Origin of the sequence: Erythrobacter sp. HI0063, from assembly GCF_001635685.1 — a bacterium.
In the GTDB taxonomy this organism is placed as follows: domain Bacteria; phylum Pseudomonadota; class Alphaproteobacteria; order Sphingomonadales; family Sphingomonadaceae; genus Qipengyuania.
The window spans coordinates 28,727-50,587 of sequence record NZ_LWFF01000278.1 but is presented as its reverse complement, the minus strand read 5'-3'; the positions used below and the strand labels follow the sequence as shown (position 1 = coordinate 50,587).

The following is a 21,861-nucleotide window of genomic DNA, read 5'->3' as shown; positions in this document are numbered from 1 at the left end:
GTCAGATCTCCGGATTGGACAGTTTGTCGACGCGGCGCTGGTGCCGGTCGCCGAGAAAATCGGTCGAAAGAAAGGCTTCGAGGCAGGCCTTCGCCATGTCGGGCCCGGTCAGCCGCGCGCCCATGGCGATGACGTTCGCATCATTGTGCGAGCGTGCAAGTTCGGCGCTCAGCGGTTCCGAGACCAGCGCGCTGCGGCAGGCCGGATTGCGATTGATCGCGATCGAGATCCCTATGCCGCTGCCGCACAGCGCCACGCCGCGCTCGGCCGTTCCATCGGCGATGACACCGGCGAGCTTGTAACCGTAATCGGGATAATCGACGCTGTCGGTCGTGTCCGGACCGAGGTCGGCGACTTCATGGCCCTGTTCGATCAACCAGTCGCGCAATTGGGACTTGAGATCGATGGCGGCATGGTCGGAGGCAATGGCGATACGCATGGCTGCAGCGCATAGAGGCGATGCGGCGATGTTTCCACCTTCTTCGCGTTCAATTTCCGCATTCGAGCGTTTCGCGGATGTCGGCAAGGCGATAGGGTTTCGCAATGGTCGGGCATTGGGCGAACTGGCCCGGATGCTCGGCATTCCCGTAACCGGTCGCGAAGACGAAGGAGATGCCCAATTCGCTCAGGCGGGCGGCCACCGGATAGCTTTTCGCGCCGTGCAGATTGACATCGAGCACCGCGCAGTCGGGCGGAGCTTTTTCGATCGCTTCCAGCGCGTCGGTGACGGTGCCGACGAGCACGACTTCGGCACCTAGGTCGAGCATCATGTCTTCCAGACCCATCGCAATAATGGGTTCGTCCTCCAGAAGCAGAACCGTCTTCCCGATCCAGCTCACAAGACCGCCTCGATCCTGCATTCGAAGCCGTCGGACGAATATTCGAGTTGGGCGCTGCCCTGGCCGACGCCGAAACCGCGCTGGATCAGGCGCGATCCGAAACCACGTGTGACCGGTTTTTCAACCTTCGGCCCATTGCGTTCCTTCCACAGGAAGCTCACTTTCGTGCCATCATGCGTGACGGCAGCATCCCATTCGATGGAGATACGGCCCTCTTCAGTCGACAATGATCCGTATTTGATTGCATTGGTGGCCAATTCATGGACGACCATCGCCAGGGCGACCGCAGGCTGCGGCATGATCGCCAGCTTCGGACCCGAAATGCTGACCCTGGGATCGTCGTCGGCAATCGTCGCGTCGAGAGTGCGGCGTACGACCGATCCGAGATCGGCCGTTTCCCAATGGCGTTCCGTCAACAGATTATGTGCGCTTGCCAAAGCGGCAAGACGCGCTCCGAACACTTCCAGCGAGGAATCGCATTCGACGCTGCGAAAGGATTGCTGCGCGAGGCCCTGGACGACAGCGAGGGTGTTTTTCACCCGATGGTTGAGCTCATTGACAAGCAGCCTTTGATGATCCTCGGCCTGCACCTCTTCGGTGGCGTCGTGCCCCTGGATAAAGATTCCTTGGACGGCGCCACTCTCGTTGAAGATCGGCTGAAAGATGAATTCGAGAAACATCTGCTCCAGCTCACCATCGGGCGAGGTTTGCATCATCACCTCTTCACGGTCGCCGAAATAGGGCTCTCCCGTCGCGAAGACCCGGTCGAGCGTATCGACGAAGCCCTGCGCGATGATCTCCGGCAAGGCTTCCCCAACCGTCTTACCGATCAGATCCCGCCCGCCCACAAGCTTGCGATAGGCGGCGTTCGCCATGACGAACCGATGCTCGCGCGTTCCCAGCACGGCGACGAAGCCGGGTGCCTGCTCCAGCAGGGCGCGCAACTGCGTCAATTCCTTGTTCGCATCGGCGTAGCGTTCTTCCACCGCCTGAGCCCGCTTGAGCACGCCCATCGCCTCGCGCATGCGCCGCAACTGCTCCACTTCGGTGATGTCGACCGTATGCTGGAGGATCAGGTCGACCTTGCCGTTCTCGTCCAAAATCGGGGTATGCGTGGCGCTCCAGAAATGGGTATCGAAGCTGCCGTGCTGGTCGGGAATATCGTAGCGGATATGCGCGATTTCGTCGATTTCGCCGGTTTCGCGCACGCGGTCCAATGAAGCACGCAATTGCCGGTAACTTTCCCCTTCGCTCGGAAACGCTTCGAACAGGTTCTTACCGGATATTTCCTCCAGATCGCGCATCGTGACCTTGAGGTATTCCTTGTTCGCCCAGACGATCGAGAGGTCACGGTCGAGAAGCACGTATGGATTGGGGGACGCGTCCAGAAGGCGTCCGAAATCTGGAGTCACGCGGCGTGTTCCCTCTCAGTGCCTTGCATCGCAAGAGGGCGGAGCGGCAAAATTCGCCGCGCATCCCTCTCACTCACAAAGACTGGCCGAAGAGGCGGTTCCAGCAAAATTATTAAATTTGTTAATGCTCAGCCATTCTGCGAGCGGCTTGGCGGCTCGCCACAACGTGCGCAGTCCTGAATTATGAATGCGGTGCAGTTCTGAAAGCGCCCGCTTGAAAATGGTGAGCAGATCATGCGCGCGGGCGCGAGTTCGGCTCCGTCGGTAAGATATTCGATTTCGATGGTCTCGGTTTCGAGCCCTCGCCGCTCGAGACATTTCTCGACCTTCTCGCGAGATCCGGGTGAAAGGACGCGATAGATCGAAGCGTCGTTCAGTAATCGACGTTTCACTCCGAGCAGGACTGCAAGACCGAGACTCGCCCGCAGGATGGTGCCGTTTGAATCGACGATGCCCGAACCCACGCCCCCGAGTTCCTTCGATGCCTGATCCCTTGCGAGCTCCTGCATGATGTTTTCGGTCGCGCGAGTCTGTTCGGTGACGTCATCCGCGAAGATCGCCACGCCGCCTGGCCACGGGCGGATCACATAGCGGAAGAACCGCCCTTCGCGGTGCGATGAAGGAAGTTCAAACCGTTTTTCCTGACCGCTTTCCAAGACCTGCTGGGCGCATATCAGAATAAAGCTGTCATTGGCCGTCTTCGCGATATTGCCGAACTGATGCCCGATGACGTCGCCGCTAGAGTAACCGAAATAATCGAGAAAAGGCTTGTTCGCGCGTCGAACCCGCAGCGTATTGTCCATGATCATGATGAAGGTGCTGACAGTGTCCAGTACCAGCCGTAATTTCTCGTCGATGTCATGGACTTCGACGTTGGAAAGAGACGACATTCGATCGAAATCCGACTGCGGGACCATCACGAATTCGTTTCGCTTGTGCGAAGTGATCTGGACCGGGCCATGTTCGAGCATTGCGCGGACACGAGGCATATCGCGCACCACGTCCGTCAGAGTGGCCGTGCTCGGAGCTGAATTGGCGGAAGCGGTGTCTTCGTCGGAAAAGGACTCTTGAGGCATGGTCAATTCTGCGCTTCTGTTCCGGCATCGCTGGTCAGTTATGCGCGACCATACGCGAATCTAATTGGAAAAAAAGAGGATTTCTATGAAGCTGGCGTGGTCTTTTCCGACCAGAGAATGACGTAAATTGCGAATTTCACGAATCTTCCAAGTAATGCCAGGATTTTGAACTGGATAGTACAAATGAAGTTGTCGTAAATCTCAACTTTGACGTTAAAAAAGTCATGATCCACTGCTCATATTCGGATGCCGCTGTGAGCGTTTTTGAATTGACAAGTTTTTTTCCGGCAATCGATATCAAGCAGCGCGGTCAGGAAAGTGGCAGCATGCCGCGCAGCTTCGATGAAAGTCGAGAAATAACATAATCACGCGTCGCTGCAGCGCACCATAATACGAACCGGTTACATTTGCGTCCGTGCCGCCTTTCTATCCGCGAACCCACATCGATTTCTGCATGGCCGCGATTGTGGCAAAGCGCAGGCCTAGGGGCGGATCGCGACGCTTACAGTCGCTGTTCGATCTGGCGAGTCGGGGAGAAGGGCCAACGGGATCAAATGGCGAGCTGCGCCTGCCCGACGACGCATAGGTGTAAAAAAGGCCGGAGATCGCTCGATCTCCGGCCTTTTTTGTTCGCCTACTGGTCGAGGAAGCTTCGCATCTTGCGGCTGCGGCTCGGATGCTTGAGCTTGCGCAAGGCCTTGGCCTCGATCTGACGGATGCGTTCGCGCGTGACCGAGAACTGCTGGCCGACTTCTTCCAGCGTATGATCGGTATTCATCCCGATCCCGAAGCGCATGCGCAGCACACGCTCTTCACGCGGCGTAAGCGAGGCGAGGACGCGGGTGACAGTTTCCTTGAGGTTTGCCTGGATCGCGGCATCGACGGGAATGATCGCGTTCTTGTCCTCGATGAAGTCGCCCAGATGCGAATCCTCCTCGTCCCCGATCGGGGTTTCGAGAGAGATCGGCTCCTTGGCGATCTTCATCACCTTGCGCACTTTTTCGAGCGGCATGGAGAGGCGTGCGGCCATCTCTTCCGGTGTCGGTTCGCGGCCTTCCTCGTGGAGGAACTGGCGACTGGTCCGCACCAGCTTGTTGATCGTCTCGATCATGTGGACCGGGATGCGGATCGTGCGCGCCTGATCGGCAATCGAGCGCGTGATCGCCTGCCGGATCCACCAGGTGGCGTAGGTGCTGAACTTGTAGCCGCGACGGTATTCGAACTTATCGACCGCCTTCATCAGGCCGATATTCCCTTCCTGGATCAGGTCGAGGAATTGCAGGCCGCGATTGGTGTATTTCTTGGCGATGGAAATCACGAGGCGCAGATTGGCCTCGACCATTTCCTTCTTGGCGATGCGCGCCTCGCGCTCGCCCTTCTGGACCATGTTCACGATCCGGCGGAATTCGGGCAGCGCCATGCCGGTCTGGCTGGCGATGTCGGAAATCTCGGTGCGGATGCGATCGATCGCGGACTCTTCCTTCTCGGCGAAGGCGGCCCATTTCTTGTCCTTCTTCGCGCGGTCGGTCAGCCAGGTATCGTCCAGCTCGTTGCCGATATAGGCGTCAAGGAAGTCGATCCGCTTGACCTTGTGGCGTTCCGCCAGGCGCAGCATCTGGCCGCCCAGAGCGGTCAGGCGACGGTTGAAGGCGTAGAGATTGTCGACCAGAAATTCGATCTTGGTCGCGTGGAACTGCACGCTTTCGACTTCGGCGGTGAGCTGTTCGCTCAGCGCTTCGTATTTCTTCTCTTTCGCCGCCGGGAAGGCATCGCCACGGCCGAACACGTCCATGCGCTCGCCCTGCAGCTTCTCGAACTTACGGAACAGGTCGGCGATTCGGGCGAAACGCTCGATGGCGTCGGGCTTGAGCGCGGCCTCCATCTGGGCGAGCGACATGGTGTTGTCCTCGTCCTCGTCGTCATCCTTCTTGGACGAGCCTTCTTCGCCGTCTTCGTCGTCGCTGGAATCGTCATCGTCCGAATCGTCGTCGTCGCGGATCGTGGGGCCGGCGGTCTCTTCCGAGATTTCGCCATCGTCCTCGTCCTCGCCTTCCTCCATCTTCTCGGGCGGAGGCTCCTTCGACAGCATCGCGTCGAGATCGAGGATCTCGCGCAGCTGCATCTCTTCGTTGTTGAGCGCTTCGGACCAATGGATGATGGCGTGGAAGGTGATCGGGCTCTGGCACAGGCCCATGATCATCATGTCGCGCCCGGCCTCGATCCGCTTGGCGATGGCGATCTCGCCCTCGCGGCTGAGCAGTTCGACAGCGCCCATTTCGCGCAGATACATGCGGACCGGATCGTCCGTCCGCTCACCCGCGGCGAGCTTCTTTTCGACAGGCTTGGTGCCGGCGGAGGACTTGGCTTTCTTGCCGTCCTCGTCGACCTGCATTTCCTCGACTTCGGAGTCCTTTTCGGCCTCGGCCTCGGCATCCTCGTCGCTTTCGACGATCTGGACGCCCATGTCGGACAGGGCCGACTGGATATCCTCGATCTGGTCCGAGCTCATCTCCCCTTGTGGCAAAGCGGCGTTGAGCTCGTCATAGGTGACGTAGCCCTTCTTCTTCGCCTTGGTAATGAGCTTCTTGATCGAAGCCTCGTTGAGGTCGATCAGCGGAGCATCTTCGGTCTCGGGTTTCTTCGACTTGGTTGCCATGAAGGTGGGTCAGTCCGTTTTTGCGTGCCGGGCGGGAGAAGCCCCACACGATCGATCAATTCCTGATGTCGGCGGCCGCGGCGCGCATGCGCCCGAAACGCTTCAACCGGTCGTTCAGTGCCAGCAACCGTTCGCGGTAACTGGCCTGCTCGGCGATCGAGCCTTCCGGGTCCTGCTCGAAACGCGCCGTCGCTGCCGAAAGGGCAGCCTCCAGCGCAGGTCTTTCGACCAGCAGCGACACGGCTTCGGCCAAATCCTCGCGCGCATGAACCGGGTCGGTGCCTTCATCGAGAAAGGCGAAGCGGGTTTTTTCCGGTGGGGCAGGAAGGCCGTTATCGAATGATATGGATGATTCGCCGCGCAAATCAAGCGTCTCGGCGGCTTCGATCAACGAATCGATGGCAGGTCCGACATTTCGATCACTCGCGGCGAGGCCCATCAAGGCCTCTTCGTGGATGATGATCTGATCCGGGAACCGAGCCAGACCGGCGAGGACGGCCGCAGTGAAAGCATCGCGCGCACCGCCGGAAATCGCGCGCTCGAGCCGGACCTTCGCGTCCTGCGACAGAATGGGATGGGCAGATTTGCCCTGCCAGAAGGCCCCGCCCGAACCGCGCGCCTGTCGCGGTTGCCATTCCCGCTGGGGTTTCGGCGGAAACGCGAAGGCGGAGAAACGCTCCAGCAATTCGCGCTTATAGAGCGCGCGGATATCGGGGTGCTGGATGGTCTCGACATGATCGAGCAGGCGCGCCTTCAATCCGGCCTTGTCTTCGGGCGAAGCCAGCGGCGCGGCGGCCTTTTCGAACTCCCACAGCGTATCGAGCAATCCGGCGGGTTCGGAGAGAAGGCGCTCCATCGCCTCCGTGCCGTGCTGCCGCAGCAGATCGTCGGGATCGAGCCCGGACGGAAGGCGCACGATTGCGAGCGAGTGGGCGGGTCGCAAAAGCGGCAGGGCGCGCGCCACGGCGCGCATCGCTGCCTTCTGGCCGGCCTTGTCCCCATCGAAACACAGGATCGGTCGCTCGACCTGGCGCCAGAGCATTTCGATCTGCGTTTCGGTCAGCGCGGTGCCGAGCGGAGCGACGGCCTCTTCGAACCCGGCCTGGGCGAGGGCGATCGCGTCCATATAGCCTTCGACCACGATCATCCGCCCCGATTTGCGAGAGGCCGGGGCGGCGCGGTGGAGGTTGTAGAGCGTGCGACCCTTGTCGAAGAGCGGCGTGTCGGGCGAGTTCAGATATTTCGGCGCGTTCGGATTGGCATCGCCATCGAGGATACGTCCCCCGAAACCGATCACCCGCCCGCGCGCATCCTGAATCGGCAGCATCAACCGGCCACGGAAGCGGTCGTACGGCTCCTTGCCCTCCACATCGATGCGCAGGCCCGTTTCGAGCAGCATCGGCTCGTCGAACTGCGAGAGGGCGCGCGGAATCGCCTGGCGTTCTTCCGGCGCGAAACCGAATCCAAACGCCTCGATCACGCTCTGTGAAAACCCGCGCCGCGCCAGATAGGCTCGCGCGGCGGCCCCATCGGGGGATCGCAGCCGGTCGACATAAAACGCCTGCGCCGCCGCCGTCACATCGTGAAGGCTGGCGCGCTTTTCCGCTCGCTCGGCTGAACGGGGGTCGGGTGCGGGGACTTCCATCCCCGCTTCCGCCGCTAGCTCCTTCACCGCATCCATGAAGGGCAGGCCGTTCTGATCCGTCATCCAGCGGATCGCGTCGCCATGCGCCTCGCAGCCGAAGCAATGATAGAAGCCCTTCTCGTCGTTGACGTAGAAGCTGGGCGTCTTCTCGTTATGGAACGGACAGCAGGCCTTGAACTCGCGCCCCGCCTTGGTCAGCCGTACCGTGCGCCCGACGATCGCGGACAGCGTGATCCGCGCGCGCAATTCGTCGAGCCATTGGGGGGTCAGCATGATCGAGCCTTACCCCTTCAGACGAGGGCAAGTCCAGCAAGCTCGAAGCTACTCGCCAGAAGGCGGAAACGGCCCCTTCGCGCTTGCGGTCATGCCGTTCACTTCGAGGCTGTAGGCGTCTGCCGGGCCATCGGGCGGGGTGGTCGATTGCCACCAGAACGTGACCGGCATGCCCGGTTTCCATCCCGATCCGGCGGTTACGCGCCAGATGATTTCGCCCGAGTCGCTGCTGACCTGGATCGCGTCGCCCGCGCCCAGTGCCGCTTCGGCCTGCGAGCGGGAATAGCCGACCGAGCGGTTGAACCCGGCGGCGGCCTGCGTCATGCGGAACAGCGAAGCCGGCACTTCCAGCGCGGCCCCTTCGGTTTCCGGCGTTTCGATCACTTGCGGCGTCAGGTCGTCGGCCAGCGTGATTTCATGCACATAGGTGTAGACGGTGCCTTCGGGCATCTCTGCCGGGACGCATTCGGCCGTGTCTCTGGGGCAGGCGACGAAGCTCTTGATCCGGGCGATCTCACGCCCATCGGCCATGATCGCGGCTTCGGGTTCGGGGCCTTGCGGGCCGACGATCTTGGCACCGAGGCTTTCGGGATCGAAATCCGCCGCCACGAGCGTGCGCGGCGCGGCGACGGTGGGCGTGGCGCTGGGCGTCGGTTCGGGTGCGGGCGCTTCGCCGCATGCGGCAAGGGCCAGCGGCGCGGCGAGCCAGAGCGGTATGCGGATCGAATTCACGACAGCGCCTCCTTCACCCAGCCGCTTGCGCGCGTCATGTCGAGCGTGGCGCCGTGGCGCGCTTTCAGCTCGCCCATCACCTTGCCCATGTCCTTCATACCCTCGGCACCTGTTTCCGCCTTGATGTCGGCGATGGCGGCCTTGGTTTCTTCCTCGCTCATCTGCTTGGGCAGGAATTCCTCGATCGTGGCGAGTTCGGCCTTTTCCTTGTCGGCCAGCTCCTGTCGTCCGCCCGCCTCGTACATTTCGATCGATTCGCGGCGCTGCTTCGCCATCTTGAGCAGCACGTCCGTCACCATCGCATCGTCTTCCGGCTTTTTGTCCGACGTGCGCAATTCGATGTCGCGATCCTTGATCTTGGCGCCGATCAGGCGGAGGGCGGCAATCCGCTCCTTGTCCTTCGCCTTCATGGCAGTGACGATTTCGGCCTGGATCTTTTCGCGCAGCATGGTGCCTCGTTTGACGGTATCTGTGGATGAATTGGCGTCCATTTAGAGCAAGCTGTCGCAAAGCCAAGCGTTCCGCTTGACGGGTGGGCGGCCTGCCCCTAGCGGCTGGGTCTTAGCACACATCGTCGGCAATTTCTTGAAACGGAGCGCCCATGGCCCTGTCCGCATCTTCGCACGCGCAACCATCAGGCGCGACCGGCGTCCTCGTGCTGGCGGATGGGACCGCTGTCTGGGGCAAGGGCTTCGGCGCCACGGGATCGGCGGTGGGCGAGGTCTGCTTCAACACCGCGATGACCGGCTATCAGGAAGTGCTGACCGATCCGAGCTATGACAGCCAGATCGTCACCTTCACTTTCCCGCATATCGGCAATGTCGGCGCGAACGAGGAAGACCACGAGAGCCGCGGCCTCGGCGCGTTGGGCTGCATCGTGCGGCAGGAAATCACCGCGCATTCCAATTTCCGCGCCCGCGACGAATTCGTCGACTGGTGTCGCGCGCATGGGAAGATCGGCCTGTCGGGCGTGGACACGCGCGCGCTGACGCGCCGTATCCGCTTGAACGGCGCGCCCAACGCCGTGATCGCGCACAGCCCGCGCGGCGAATTCGATCTCGACGCCTTGCGGCAGCAGGCCGCGGAATGGAGCGGGCTCGAAGGCCTGGACCTCGTCCCCGGCGTGACGCGCGGCGTGCTGGAGGATTGGCGCGGCGGGCCCTGGCAATTGGGCCATGGCTATGCCGAGCACGGAAACGAGAAGCCGCATGTCGTCGCGATCGATTACGGGGCGAAGGACAATATTTTCCGCAATCTCGCACAGGCCGGCGCGAAGGTGACGGTGGTGCCTGCGCGCACCTCGCTGGACGAGATCATGCGGTTGGAGCCCGATGGCGTGTTCCTGTCGAACGGCCCCGGCGATCCGGCGGCGACGGGCGAGTATGCCGTGCCGGTGATCAAGGGGTTGCTGGAGCGCGACGTGCCGCTGTTCGGCATCTGCCTCGGCCACCAGATGCTCGGCCTGGCGGCAGGTGCGAAGACCGCCAAGATGTTCCAGGGCCATCGCGGCGCCAACCACCCGGTCCAGCGCGTCGGCTCGGACTGGGGCGAGAGCGAGGGTCTGGTCGAGATCACCAGCATGAACCACGGCTTCGCGGTCGATGGCGAAAGCCTGCCCGAGGGGGTCGAGGAGACCCATGTCTCCCTGTTCGACGGCACCAATTGCGGGATTTCGATCCGGGGCAAGAAGGCGTTCGGCGTCCAGTACCACCCCGAGGCGAGCCCGGGGCCGCAGGACAGCTTCTACCTGTTCGAAAAGTTCGTGGGGATGTTGGGGTGATTAGGCAAGCAGAACTAGAAGCACTGATACTCTATGCATTTCATGAGTATTATCAATCTGGGAGTGAGAGACTCGAGTTGCACCAGGTCAGCTCCCTTCTGTCGGTCGATGTTACGGATGCCCGGATTGAACTTGCCTTGAAAGCCCTGAGCGTTAACAGTTGGATACACATCGACAATCCTTTTGTCTCAACTCAACCGACGCGATATTCTCTGACAGACGAGGGTTATAAGTACGCGGAGGAGTTGCTTGAGCGGGGGGAAGGCAGGGTGGATTCGGACGACACAACCCTCAAAGCGCCAGCGTCTGATCGGATCGTCGGTTTCGATCATAATAGTTCTGAATTTCGGCAAATCGCGGAAGCTTCTGATGCTCTTAGGACTGGTCTGATCAACGCGAACGATACAGGAGATCTTTCTCCCAGAGCGGTTGAAGTGGCCGTTCAGGAGGTCGAGTCCTTAAATGAAGCACTCCGACGTGATTTCATTAGGCCAAGTCATGTTTGGCAAATGGCGAAAAGCAGTTTGCGGTGGATCGCCGACCACGCTGCTGGAGCCGCTGTCGGACAGGCGGCTCTCGCATTACTCGCACTTATTGCTGCCTTTTTCGGAATAGTTTTCTAAATGCCCAAACGCACTGACATCTCCTCGATCCTCGTCATCGGCGCTGGTCCGATCATCATCGGCCAGGCCTGCGAGTTCGACTATTCCGGCACGCAGGCGATCAAGGCTTTGAAGGAGGAGGGCTACCGCGTGGTCCTCGTCAACTCCAACCCCGCCACGATCATGACCGACCCGGAAATGGCCGACGCGACCTATATCGAGCCGATCACGCCCGAAATCGTCGCCAAGATCATCGAGAAGGAGCGGCCCGATGCGGTGCTGCCCACGATGGGCGGGCAGACGGCGCTGAATTGCGCGCTGGCCTTGTTCAACGATGGCACGCTGGAAAAATACGGCGTCCAGATGATCGGCGCGGATGCCGATGCCATCGACAAGGCGGAAAACCGCCAGCGCTTCCGCGAGGCGATGGATGCGATCGGCTTGGAGAGCGCGCGCAGCGGCGTTGCAAACACGGTGCAGGAGGCTTTCGATGTGCTCGAACGCACCGGCCTGCCATCCATCATCCGGCCCAGCTTCACGCTTGGCGGCACGGGCGGCGGCATCGCTTACAACAAGACCGAGTTCGAGCGGATCGTGCGCGAAGGCCTCGACGCCTCGCCCACAACCGAAGTCCTGATCGAGGAATCGCTCCTCGGCTGGAAGGAATACGAGATGGAAGTGGTCCGCGACCGGGCGGACAATTGCATCATCATCTGCGCGATCGAGAATGTCGATCCGATGGGCGTGCACACCGGGGATTCAATCACCGTTGCCCCGGCGCTGACGCTGACCGACAAGGAATACCAGATCATGCGCAGCGCCAGCATCGCTGTGCTGCGTGAAGTTGGCGTGGAAACAGGCGGTTCGAACGTACAGTTCGCAGTCGATCCGAAGTCCGGTCGCCTGATCGTGATCGAAATGAACCCGCGCGTCTCGCGCTCTTCCGCGCTGGCATCCAAGGCCACCGGTTTCCCGATCGCACGCGTCGCCGCGAAGCTCGCCGTCGGATACACGCTGGACGAGCTGACCAACGAAATTACCGGGGCGACGCCCGCCAGTTTCGAGCCGACGATCGATTACGTCGTCACCAAGATCCCGCGCTTCGCCTTCGAGAAGTTCAAGGGCGCCAAGCAGGAATTGTCCACCGCGATGAAGTCGGTGGGCGAGGTCATGGCGATCGGCCGCTGTTTCGCGGAATCGATGCAGAAGGCGCTACGCGGCCTCGAAACCGGGCTCGACGGGTTCAACCGCGTGCCCGAACTGGAAGGCAAGAGCCGCGAAGTCATCACCGCCGCGATCAGCCAGCGCACGCCGGACCGCATTCTCAGGATCGCGCAGGCCTTCCGCGAAGGCTTCGAAATGGGCGAGATACAGGCGCTCACCGGGTTCGATCCATGGTTCCTGCGCCAGATCGAAGCGATCATCTACGAAGAGAACATGATCGCGCATAACGGCCTGCCGCGCGATGCCGCCGAAATGCGCCGCCTGAAAGCGATGGGCTTTTCGGACAAGCGGCTCGCCACGCTCGCCGTGCGCTCCGTGGGTGTCGCCGGAGGCCTCGCGGAAACGCAGGCGCGCCGTTCGGGCCTGTTGCACGATGCCTTGCGCGCCATGGCAGGCGCGACCAGCGAGGAAGAGGTGCGCAAGCTACGCCAGAAACTTGGCGTCTTCCCGGTCTTCAAGCGCATCGACAGCTGCGCTGCAGAATTCGAAGCGACCACGCCGTACATGTATTCGACCTACGAAGCGCCCAGCTTCGGAGAGCCGGAGGACGAGGCCGATCCCAGCGATCGCCGCAAGATCGTGATCCTGGGCGGCGGGCCCAACCGGATCGGGCAGGGCATCGAGTTCGACTATTGCTGCGTCCATGCCTGTTTCGCGCTCGGCGACGAAGCGCAGGGCGGGGCCGGGTTCGAGACCATCATGGTCAATTGCAATCCCGAGACGGTCAGCACCGATTACGACACCTCCGACCGGCTCTATTTCGAGCCGCTGACCGAAGAAGACGTGCTGGAAATCCTGCGCGTCGAAATGTCGCGCGGCGAAGTCGTGGGCGTGATCGTCCAGTTCGGCGGGCAGACGCCGCTGAAACTGGCCGCCGCGCTGGAGCGGGAAGGGGTGCCGATCCTGGGCACCAGCCCCGATGCGATCGACCTTGCCGAAGATCGCGAACGCTTCGCGCGCCTCGTCAACAAGCTCGATCTGAAGCAGCCGCAGAACGGCATCGCGCGCGATCGGGACGAGGCCGCCGCCTGGGCAGCCCGCATCGGCTATCCCGTGCTGCTGCGCCCCAGTTATGTGCTGGGCGGGCGCGCGATGGAGGTCGTGGACAGCGAAGCGCAGCTCGACGATTATATCGCCACTGCGGTAAACGTGTCGGGCGACAGCCCGGTGCTGGTCGACCAGTATCTGCGCGATGCGATCGAATGCGATGTCGACGTGATCTGCGACGGCAACGAGGTCCGCATTGCGGGCGTCATGCAGCATATCGAGGAAGCGGGTGTCCATTCGGGCGATTCCGCCTGCACGATCCCGCCCTACAGCCTCTCGGACGAAATCGTCGCCGAGATGGAACGCCAGGCCGAAGCCCTGGCCCACGCGCTGCAGGTGCGCGGCCTGATGAACGTCCAGTTCGCGATCAAGGACGACGAGGTCTATCTGATCGAGGTCAATCCGCGTGCCAGCCGCACCGTGCCCTTCGTCGCCAAGGCGATCGGACGTCCGGTTGCCAAGATTGCGGCACGGGTGATGGCGGGCGAACCGCTGTCCAATTTCGAACCCTTCGACATCCGGCCCAAGCACATGGCTGTTAAGGAGGCGGTGTTCCCCTTCGCGCGCTTCCCCGGCGCCGATCCGATCCTTTCGCCGGAAATGAAGAGCACGGGCGAAGTAATGGGAATAGACTCCACGTTCCCTGCCGCCTTCCTCAAGTCGCAGATCGGGGCGGGTATGCATCTGCCGCGTTCGGGCACGCTGTTCGTTTCGGTCAAGGATAGCGACAAGCAGGTGATCCTGCCCGCCGTGAAGACTTTGCTCGATCAGGGCTTCCGCGTCATCGCCACGGGCGGCACGCAGCGTTATCTGGCCGAACAGGGCCTGGCGGTGGAGCCGGTCAACAAGGTGGCCGAAGGGCGCCCCCATATCGTCGACGCGATCGTGGACGGGGAGGTCGATCTGATCTTCAACACCACCGAAGGCTGGCAATCGCTGCTGGATTCGCAATCGATCCGGGCAGGCGCCCTCGAACGCAAGGTGCCGTATTACACCACGGCGAGCGCGGCCTTGGCCACGGCGCGGGCGATCGCGGAAGTTTCGACCGGTGAGCTTGAAGTACGCTCGTTGCAGGACTATTATAGCTGACGACTATTCAGCGATTGCCCCCCACACATTCGATGCAGTGACATTCCGCAACCGTGCGGAAGGCTCCTCGAATTGCCTGTGCGGGGGCCACAGGAAGGTGGGACCCGAGTCCATGGAAAAGGTACCGATGCTCGCCGAAGGCTATGAAAAGCTGACGGCCGACCTCAAGGCTTTGCGGGCGGAGCGTCCGCTGGTGGTGGACGCGATAGAGGAAGCGCGTGCCCATGGCGACCTTTCGGAAAACGCCGAATATCACGCCGCCAAGGAACGCCAGGGCCAGATCGAAGCGCAGATTGCCGAGATCGAGGACAAGGTGACGCGCGCGCAGATCATCGATCCCAAGACGCTGTCGGGTGACAAGGTGGTGTTCGGTGCCACCGTCACTCTGCTCGACGAGGACGACAAGCCGATCAAGTACCAGATCGTCGGCCAGACCGAAGCGGATGCCAGCAAGGGCCGGATCAGCTACAATTCGCCGATCGCCCGCGCGTTGATCGGCAAGCAGGTCGAAGACGAGATCGAAGTCACCGTGCCGAGCGGGGACAAGTTCTACCTCGTCGAGAAGATCGAATTCATTTGACCGGTTGATGGGCAGAGGGCGCGTGGCCGGTCGATGTCACCGCCTTCTCCATAGCCCAGTTGTGAATGGCGACGCCGTCGATCGCGAAATCGCGTCGGTGGGTCACGCTGTAGCCCGCCCGCTCGAAAGCCGGGCGGGCCAGATCGCTCGCTTCTGTGAAGAGCCGCTGGCTTCCGATCTGGCGCGCATGGCGTTCCGCATCGGCAAGCAAACGATCTCCGAGGCCCGATCGGGTGTGATCCGGGGCGATGTAGAGGTGGTCGAGATGGCCATCTTGCTGCAACAGCGCATATCCGCAAGGGCGCGATCCCGCGTCCACGGCTACGAGGATGATGTCGCCCTGAGAGGGACGTAAGCAGTAACGCTGGGCGTTGTCGTGCCGGGCGGCCCAGACTGCGATCTGATCGCACGAATAAGCGCGCGGACCGATCGAGAGGATCGCAGTCCGCGCGATAGTCAGAAGCTGTTCGGCATCGTCCTCGCGAAAGAATTACATCGAATGCCGTCCGGCTTCAGGCACTCGGTTCGAGCAATTTGTGCAGGTGCACGATGACGTACTTCATTTCGGCATCGTCCACGGTGCGCTGGGCGTTGGCGCGCCAGGCTTCTTCAGCACTTTCGTAATCGGAATAGACGCCGGTGACGTGGATGCTTTCCGGATCCTGAAATTCGGTGCTGCGCGGATCTTTCACGCGGCCGCCCATGACAAGATAGAGCGTCTGATTGGCAGTGGTTTCTTCCATGGGGAGGGGCCTTGGTCTGGAGGGAGTTCGGGATTGAAGAATTCGCGTGCCCCATACCGCAAGCGGCGCGCCAGGCAAACCCGGCGCGCCGCTATTGGGCGACCCTTGAGGATCGGATATTCGTCAGATCAATGCGACAGGCGCGACTTCAGACTGCGGAACCGACGGCTCGCCTTGCGACCGGCACGGCGGCGCGAACTGGCCAGCGCATCGCTCGTCGCATCGGCGCGATAGGCGGCATCGCGGCGCAGACGGCGCGCAGTCGAACCGACGCTGTCGCCGAGATCTTCGATTGCGTCCGAGCTAGACCGCAACGCCGCAGCGCCCGCCGTTTCGGCGCGGTCCATCAGACCCATAGCGTAACCGAGAACGGTATCACCCGCCATCGCGGCCATCGTGCCAGTACGGCGACCAAGACGCCGACCCGGACGGGTCATCGCGCCGATCAGCAGGCCGACACCGATCGCTCCGCCGACGACTGCGAGCGGGTGCTTCTTCGCAAAGTCCGTCGCACTGTCGAGCACGTCCTTCGCCTGATCGGCAAAGCTGCGTTCGGCATTGCGCTGCTCGCTCGCCTCGATGCGCTGGCGAAGGGCCTCGCGGCGCTCTTCATCCGTTTGCGGCTTGGTGTCGGTGTTGAGAGTGGCGACGTTATTCATATCATGCTCCGGAATTGGGTGTCTGATTAACCAACGGTATCAGCGGCCGAATTGTTCCGAATGGAGCCACTCGTCGTCATATTCCTCGTCCGTTTCGTCGTCCTCGACCCAATCCTCGCCGAACAACGCCTTGAGAACCGGGTTGCGAGCGAACCAGAGGATCGCGGCAGCCGCAATCGCGGCCAGCGCACCCTTGTGATCGCTCGCGACGTCGAGCGCCTCGTCATACACGTCGCTCGCGCCCTCCGCGATCCGGTCCGCGATGCGCGCGCCGGGTCCGCGCGTGGCGAGATCGGATTTCAGATTTTCGATATCGGCATCGACAAGCGCGCGCGCCGCATCGCGCAATCGTTTGTCTTCCATCATCTTGGCACGACGCGGACCCATCACTTATCCCCTTTGAAAGCGTCTCGGATGTCGTCGATCTTGCCCTTGAGCATGCGAACGCAGATCAATCCGAGTGCGATCAGCGCACCACCGACGATCGCCGTGGCGATCCACGGTCCGACGAGAGGCGCGAGGGCGATCACCGTTCCGACGGTCAGCGCGATGAGCGCGAGGTGTAGAACGCCGAATGCCGCCGCGCCGTATGCCACTGCGAGCTTTGCGCGGTTGGCGACGAAGGATGAGCGGCTTTTCTGAAAGGCGATTTCGGCTTCGACATACGTCTTGCCGTCGTCGAACAGCGCGAAAATATCGTCGGTCAGCGAGTGCCTGATTTCGGCTTCGGCATCGTCCTGCTCGGCAGCCTCTTCGAACACCTCGGCGGCTTCGCGAGCGCTGTGCGTGGAAGCGGGAGCGGACGTTGCCCGCTCCCCTTCCAATTCGTCGCGCTCTATGGGCTCTTCTAGAGTGCTCACTCCGAACCGGCGATCAGCGACGGCTGAACAGGCGCGAGAGCATGAAGCCGGCGACGGCGGCGATGCCGACTGCGGTCGCCGGGCTGCGACGGACCATCGCGCGGCCTTCGTCCGCCAGTTCGTCGACGGTCTTCGCGTCGAGCTTGGCTGCGGTATCGTTCAGCGAACGCGACGCGCTGCGGGCGTAATCGCCGTATTTCGCGCCGACCTTTTCATCGACGTAATGCGCATTGTCGTTCACCATCTGGCCGAGCGTGGCGATCCCTTCGGATAGCTTCGACTTGCCCTGCGTGGCCAGTTCGTGACCCTTGACCTTCGCTTCCTCGCCATAGGCGTGGGCATCGCTCTTGAGGTTCGACTTCTTGCCTTCGGCCTGAGCCTTGTACCCCTTGGCGCGCTCGCCCGCCTCGGCGCGAAGCGCGGCTGCGCCGGCCTTGGCTTCCTGCACCGCATTGCTGAAGCGCGATTTGGCTTCTTCGCGATGCGGATTGGTCTGCGGAGCGGTAGCGGCAGTGTCGGTGGTAGTGGTGGCGGTGTTGGTCACGGGAACGGTCTCCTTGGCTGCGCCCTTCTTGGCCACGGTCTTTCGCGGCTTGGGGGCGGTTTTGGTCTTTTTCGCGGAAGTCTTGGTTTCTTTCGGGTCGGCCATCGGTTCGTCCTTGCCTTTTCTGCGGTCTCTAATTCGAAGCGAATCCGAAGCACGTTCATGCCCGGTCTATGTTGTTGCAACGCAACTTGCGCGGCAATGTTCCGACGCATAGAGGAACCGCGTTCGAACCATTCCCCTACACGGAGCCGCCAAGCCATGACCGCGATCATCGATCTGCACGCCCGCGAAATTCTCGACAGTCGCGGCAATCCAACAGTGGAGGTCGACGTTCTGCTCGAAGATGGCAGCTTCGGGCGCGCCGCCGTGCCCTCGGGCGCATCGACCGGCGCGCACGAGGCGGTCGAACTGCGCGATGGCGACAAGGATCGCTATCTCGGCAAGGGCGTCCTCAAATCGATCGAGGCGGTGAACACCGAATTGCGCGATCTGCTGATCGACGCCTTCGATGCCGAGGACCAGCGCGATATCGATCAGGCGATGATCGATCTGGACGGCACCGACAATAAGGGCCGCATCGGCGCAAACGGCATTCTGGGTGTCAGCATGGCAGTCGCCAAGGCGGCGGCGAATGCACGCGGCCTGCCGCTCTATTCCTATATCGGCGGCGTCTCCGCCCATGTCCTGCCGGTACCGATGATGAACATCATCAATGGCGGCGAACATGCCGACAATCCGATCGACATCCAGGAATTCATGGTCATGCCGGTGGGCGCGGGCAGCCTTGCCGAAGCGGTGCGCTGGGGCGCGGAAATCTTCCACACGTTGAAGAAGGGCCTCTCGCAGAAGGGGCTGGCGACGGCCGTGGGCGACGAAGGCGGGTTCGCTCCCGATCTGGCCAGCACGCGCGCCGCGCTCGATTTCATCATGGATTCGATCGGCCAGGCCGGATTTACGCCGGGTGAGGATGTGGTGCTTGCGCTCGATTGCGCCTCGACCGAGTTCTATCGTGACGGCAAATACGAGATTTCGGGCGAAGGGCTTTCGCTCGATGGCGAAGGCATGGCCGAATATCTCGACAAATTGTGCCGCGATTACCCGATCCGCTCGATCGAGGACGGGATGGCGGAAGACGATTTCGCCGGTTGGAAGGCGCTAACCGATCGGATCGGCAACACCATCCAGCTGGTCGGCGACGATCTGTTCGTGACCAATCCAACCCGTCTGCGCGACGGGATCGGCCAGGGACTCGCCAATTCGCTGCTGGTAAAGGTCAACCAGATCGGCACGCTGAGCGAGACGATGCAAGCCGTCGATATCGCCCACCGCGCGGGCTACACCGCCGTGATGAGCCACCGTTCGGGCGAGACTGAGGACGCGACCATCGCCGATCTCGCAGTCGCGACCAATTGCGGGCAGATCAAGACCGGCTCGCTCGCGCGTTCCGACCGGCTCGCGAAATACAATCAGCTCATCCGCATCGAGGAAGAGCTCGGCGACAGCGCGGTCTATGCCGGTGCGGACTGTTTCGGACGGCTGCGCGACTGAACCAGCGCTTAGCCGCCACGCCTTCCGGCGCTAGGCGGCGAAACGTTCCGACAGAGCGAGGAGGGCGAGCGCGGCCTTTGCCGCCTCGCCGCCCTTGTCCTTCTGCGCTGGATCGGCACGGACGAGCGCCTGCTCTTCGTTTTCGACTGTCAGAATGCCGTTGCCGATGGCGATCCCATCCATCGTCAGCGCCATGATCCCGCGCGCGCTTTCGCCCGCGACGATCTCGAAATGGTAGGTTTCGCCCCGGATCACGACGCCGATTGCGACGTAGCCGTCATACCGACCGCTCTCGGTCGCCAAAGAGATGGCGCCGGGGATTTCGAGGGCACCGGGGACGGTCAGAACCTCGACTTCGTGTCCGTCCGCCTCGAGCGCCGAGCGCGCACCGGCGATCAGCTGATCGTTGAGATGGTCGTAGAAGCGCGCTTCGACGATGAGGAAACGGGCCATGGGCTTACTCCGGAATTTTGTGGTGGCCGACGATATTGAGGCCATAGCCTTCGATCGCGACGAGGTTGGGGGTCGAATTGGTCAGCAGGATCATCTCGTTGACGTCGAGATCGGCTAGGATCTGCGAACCGATTCCAACATTGCGATATTCCTCGCTTTCGCCACCGGCGACCGGGGGAGGGGGCTGGGTGATGATCACGATGATGCCCGAGCCATGTTCGCCCACGGCTTCCATCGCGCGCTGCAAAGTGCGCTTGCGCGGGCCGGGCTGGCCGAGCAGATCGTCGAACAGCGAGATCGGATGCACGCGCGCCAGCGTGGGCTCGCCTTCGATCACATGGCCTTTCTGCAGCACGTAGCTTTCGGTCCCGTCCACCGTGTTGCGATAGGTCAGGAGCCGCCACTGGCCGCCGTAATCGGACGTGAAGCTGCGTTCGCCCGTCCGCTCGACCAGATGATCCTTGCGCATCCGGTATTCGATCAGGTCGCGGATCGTCCCGATCTTGAGTTCGTGCTTGCGCGCGAAGGCCATAAGATCGTCGAGCCGGGCCATGGTCCCGTCTTCGTTCATGATCTCGCAGATCACGCCTGAAGGATTGAGGCCGGCAAGGCGCGAGATGTCGACGGCCGCTTCGGTATGCCCGGCGCGCACCAGCACGCCGCCGTCGCGCGCTGTCAGGGGGAAGACATGACCCGGCTTGACGATGTCCGCAGGGCCCTTGCCCGCATCGATGGCGACCGAGACGGTGCGCGCCCGATCGGCCGCGCTGATGCCGGTGGTGACACCCTCCTTCGCTTCGATCGAAGTGGTGAAGGCGGTCTGCATGCTCTCGCGGTTGTCGCGGCTCATCGGTTCGAGGCCGAGCGCGTCGACGCGCTTGCGATCGAGCGCGAGACAGATCAGCCCGCGGCCATGCGTCGCCATGAAATTGATCGCAACCGGCGTGGCCATCTGGGCGGGGATGATCAGATCGCCCTCGTTCTCGCGGTCCTCATCATCGACGAGGATATACATCCGGCCATTGCGCGCTTCCTCGATGATCTCCTCCGCGCCGACGAGAACGGGCGTCTCGTCATTGTCGGAAAGGAAGGCGGCGAGCTTGCGCAGGGTTTCGGAGGTTGGGTTCCAATCCTCCTCGGTGCAGTCGCGAAGTGTGTTCGCGTGCAGACCTGCGGCCCGCGCCAGACCGGCCTTGCTCATGCCGCCATCGTTTACGAGGCGCCGGACTTGGGAAATGATGTCGCTCATGCCGCGCCCTAATCACACGGGAATGTGATTGTAAAGCGCAGCCTCACAGAGGGATGTGCAGGAGAGCCTTCAGTCGGGGTGGATAAACCTTATGGATTCGTATGGGCTCAGGGGGACTCGCCCAGTCCCGCACCCGCAATGAAGAAATCCGTTCGAGCCTTCAAACGTTCCGGGCTTCGCGAAATTCCGAGGCCGTGGCTGATCGCTTCGGAATGAACGTCGCTGACGAACTGGCCCATGAAGAGCTCGGCAAGCAGTTCGGGTGTGCCGTTCATCGCCACGCCTTCATGCTCCCAAGTGCGAAAGACATGCTCCAGCGCCGCGCGCGTGCGCGTGGCAGTCCGCTCGAAGAAGCGGCGGGCGAATTCGCGGTCGCTCATGCTGCGTGCGATCACGATACGCACCAGGGCGACCGTTTCGGCATCGAGGAAATGCGCGTCGAAGGCGCCGGCGATGCGATGAAGGATGGCTGCGCGGTCGCCTCCCGCTTCCATTGCCTCGCGCACGATTTCATCGCCGGAGGAGGCGTGTTCGAAGACCGCCGCTTCGAGCAGGCCGTCCTTGTTGCCGAAGAGTTTATAGACCGTCGCCAGCGAGCCGCCGGCACGCTCCACGATGTCGCCGAGCGTGGCGTTCTCGTACCCCCGCTCGACGAAGAGGGTTCGCGCCGCTTCGATGATCGCGCGGCGGCGGCGATCGAGGCGGCAGCATTCGGATACGCTCATCATGCGGATACGCTCATAATACGATTGGGCCTCTAGCAAAGCGGGTTGCGGGGCAAGGGTGTAATGCCTATTACACCTTCGCACCTGCACAATGAACAGGGTCCGAACCTGTTTCCCGATTC

General features: G+C 62.0%; 22 protein-coding genes. 5 read left to right on the top strand and 17 right to left on the bottom strand.

From position 1 onward, the window contains the following. Position 1 precedes the first annotated feature (1 nt). The 8 genes from rpiB to A3736_RS09650 form a co-directional block, all read right to left on the bottom strand. Positions 2–439, bottom strand: a complete 438-nt coding sequence (gene rpiB / locus A3736_RS09685; protein ID WP_067682325.1) for a ribose 5-phosphate isomerase B — start codon at positions 437–439, stop codon at positions 2–4. A gap of 49 nt (positions 440–488) precedes the next feature. Further along, on the bottom strand, positions 489–839 hold the full coding sequence (locus A3736_RS09680) for a response regulator (RefSeq protein ID WP_197465574.1): 351 nt from the start codon (positions 837–839) through the stop codon (positions 489–491). Further along, positions 836–2,251, bottom strand: coding sequence for a PAS domain-containing protein (locus A3736_RS09675; protein ID WP_082851422.1), 1,416 nt, complete (start codon positions 2,249–2,251; stop codon positions 836–838). Before A3736_RS09675 ends, A3736_RS09680 begins: the two co-directional genes overlap by 4 nt. Before the next feature lie 128 nt (positions 2,252–2,379). Next, a complete protein-coding gene (locus A3736_RS09670) occupies positions 2,380–3,327 on the bottom strand; it encodes a PAS domain-containing protein (protein WP_067682322.1) in 948 nt (315 codons plus the stop codon). Positions 3,328–3,961: 634 nt separating this feature from the next. Next, positions 3,962–5,983 carry an RNA polymerase sigma factor RpoD gene (gene rpoD / locus A3736_RS09665; RefSeq protein ID WP_067682319.1) on the bottom strand — a complete coding sequence of 674 codons (2,022 nt, stop codon included), beginning with the start codon at positions 5,981–5,983 and terminating at the stop codon, positions 3,962–3,964. 55 nt (positions 5,984–6,038) lie between these two features. Continuing rightward, complete coding sequence (dnaG, locus tag A3736_RS09660; RefSeq protein WP_067682316.1) at positions 6,039–7,901, bottom strand: DNA primase; 1,863 nt, start codon at positions 7,899–7,901, stop codon at positions 6,039–6,041. A 48-nt stretch (positions 7,902–7,949) separates the two neighbouring features. Continuing rightward, a complete protein-coding gene (locus A3736_RS09655; RefSeq protein ID WP_082851421.1) occupies positions 7,950–8,633 on the bottom strand; it encodes a hypothetical protein in 684 nt (227 codons plus the stop codon). Next, positions 8,630–9,082: a GatB/YqeY domain-containing protein gene (locus tag A3736_RS09650; RefSeq protein ID WP_067682345.1), complete on the bottom strand. Its 453-nt coding sequence runs from the start codon at positions 9,080–9,082 to the stop codon at positions 8,630–8,632. The genes A3736_RS09655 and A3736_RS09650 overlap by 4 nt, the downstream gene beginning before the upstream one ends. Before the next feature lie 152 nt (positions 9,083–9,234). Here A3736_RS09650 and carA point away from each other — a divergent pair, with 152 nt between their 5' ends. The 4 genes from carA (at position 9,235) to greA (ending at position 14,955) form a co-directional block, all read left to right on the top strand. Next, positions 9,235–10,413 (top strand): glutamine-hydrolyzing carbamoyl-phosphate synthase small subunit, encoded by a 1,179-nt coding sequence (gene carA, locus A3736_RS09645; RefSeq protein WP_067682313.1) that lies wholly within the window; start codon positions 9,235–9,237, stop codon positions 10,411–10,413. A gap of 77 nt (positions 10,414–10,490) precedes the next feature. Next, positions 10,491–11,036, top strand: a complete 546-nt coding sequence (locus A3736_RS09640) for a hypothetical protein (RefSeq protein WP_156502064.1) — start codon at positions 10,491–10,493, stop codon at positions 11,034–11,036. Continuing rightward, positions 11,037–14,375 (top strand): carbamoyl-phosphate synthase large subunit, encoded by a 3,339-nt coding sequence (gene carB / locus A3736_RS09635; protein ID WP_067682307.1) that lies wholly within the window; start codon positions 11,037–11,039, stop codon positions 14,373–14,375. A 112-nt stretch (positions 14,376–14,487) separates the two neighbouring features. Then, the gene (gene greA / locus A3736_RS09630; RefSeq protein WP_067682304.1) at positions 14,488–14,955 is read left to right on the top strand and encodes a transcription elongation factor GreA; all 468 of its coding nucleotides are present in this window, start codon (positions 14,488–14,490) and stop codon (positions 14,953–14,955) included. Here the strand turns inward: greA and A3736_RS09625 are convergent. The 6 genes from A3736_RS09625 to A3736_RS09600 form a co-directional block, all read right to left on the bottom strand. Continuing rightward, positions 14,948–15,385, bottom strand: coding sequence for a GNAT family N-acetyltransferase (locus A3736_RS09625; RefSeq protein ID WP_255362980.1), 438 nt, complete (start codon positions 15,383–15,385; stop codon positions 14,948–14,950). The genes greA and A3736_RS09625 overlap by 8 nt on opposite strands. A gap of 82 nt (positions 15,386–15,467) precedes the next feature. Beyond that, positions 15,468–15,698 (bottom strand): DUF4170 domain-containing protein, encoded by a 231-nt coding sequence (locus A3736_RS09620; RefSeq protein WP_067682301.1) that lies wholly within the window; start codon positions 15,696–15,698, stop codon positions 15,468–15,470. Positions 15,699–15,826: 128 nt separating this feature from the next. Then, positions 15,827–16,357, bottom strand: a complete 531-nt coding sequence (locus tag A3736_RS09615; RefSeq protein ID WP_067682298.1) for a hypothetical protein — start codon at positions 16,355–16,357, stop codon at positions 15,827–15,829. A gap of 39 nt (positions 16,358–16,396) precedes the next feature. Then, positions 16,397–16,744, bottom strand: coding sequence for a hypothetical protein (locus tag A3736_RS09610; protein ID WP_067682295.1), 348 nt, complete (start codon positions 16,742–16,744; stop codon positions 16,397–16,399). Continuing rightward, positions 16,744–17,217, bottom strand: a complete 474-nt coding sequence (locus A3736_RS09605; protein WP_082851420.1) for a phage holin family protein — start codon at positions 17,215–17,217, stop codon at positions 16,744–16,746. The genes A3736_RS09610 and A3736_RS09605 overlap by 1 nt, the downstream gene beginning before the upstream one ends. A gap of 13 nt (positions 17,218–17,230) precedes the next feature. Beyond that, the gene (locus A3736_RS09600) at positions 17,231–17,866 is read right to left on the bottom strand and encodes a hypothetical protein (RefSeq protein WP_067682290.1); all 636 of its coding nucleotides are present in this window, start codon (positions 17,864–17,866) and stop codon (positions 17,231–17,233) included. A gap of 156 nt (positions 17,867–18,022) precedes the next feature. Between A3736_RS09600 and eno the strand changes: the two genes are divergently transcribed. Further along, positions 18,023–19,312 (top strand): phosphopyruvate hydratase, encoded by a 1,290-nt coding sequence (eno, locus tag A3736_RS09595; protein ID WP_067682287.1) that lies wholly within the window; start codon positions 18,023–18,025, stop codon positions 19,310–19,312. 30 nt (positions 19,313–19,342) lie between these two features. On the opposite strand, the gene ribH is transcribed toward eno, so the two are convergent. The 3 genes from ribH to A3736_RS09580 all read right to left on the bottom strand — a co-directional run bounded on the left by ribH (position 19,343) and on the right by A3736_RS09580 (position 21,742). After that, on the bottom strand, positions 19,343–19,765 hold the full coding sequence (gene ribH / locus A3736_RS09590) for a 6,7-dimethyl-8-ribityllumazine synthase (RefSeq protein WP_067682284.1): 423 nt from the start codon (positions 19,763–19,765) through the stop codon (positions 19,343–19,345). Between the two features lie 4 nt (positions 19,766–19,769). Further along, positions 19,770–21,014, bottom strand: a complete 1,245-nt coding sequence (gene ribB / locus A3736_RS09585) for a 3,4-dihydroxy-2-butanone-4-phosphate synthase (RefSeq protein WP_067682281.1) — start codon at positions 21,012–21,014, stop codon at positions 19,770–19,772. Between the two features lie 107 nt (positions 21,015–21,121). Further along, complete coding sequence (locus A3736_RS09580) at positions 21,122–21,742, bottom strand: TetR/AcrR family transcriptional regulator (RefSeq protein WP_067682278.1); 621 nt, start codon at positions 21,740–21,742, stop codon at positions 21,122–21,124. Positions 21,743–21,861: the final 119 nt, after the last annotated feature.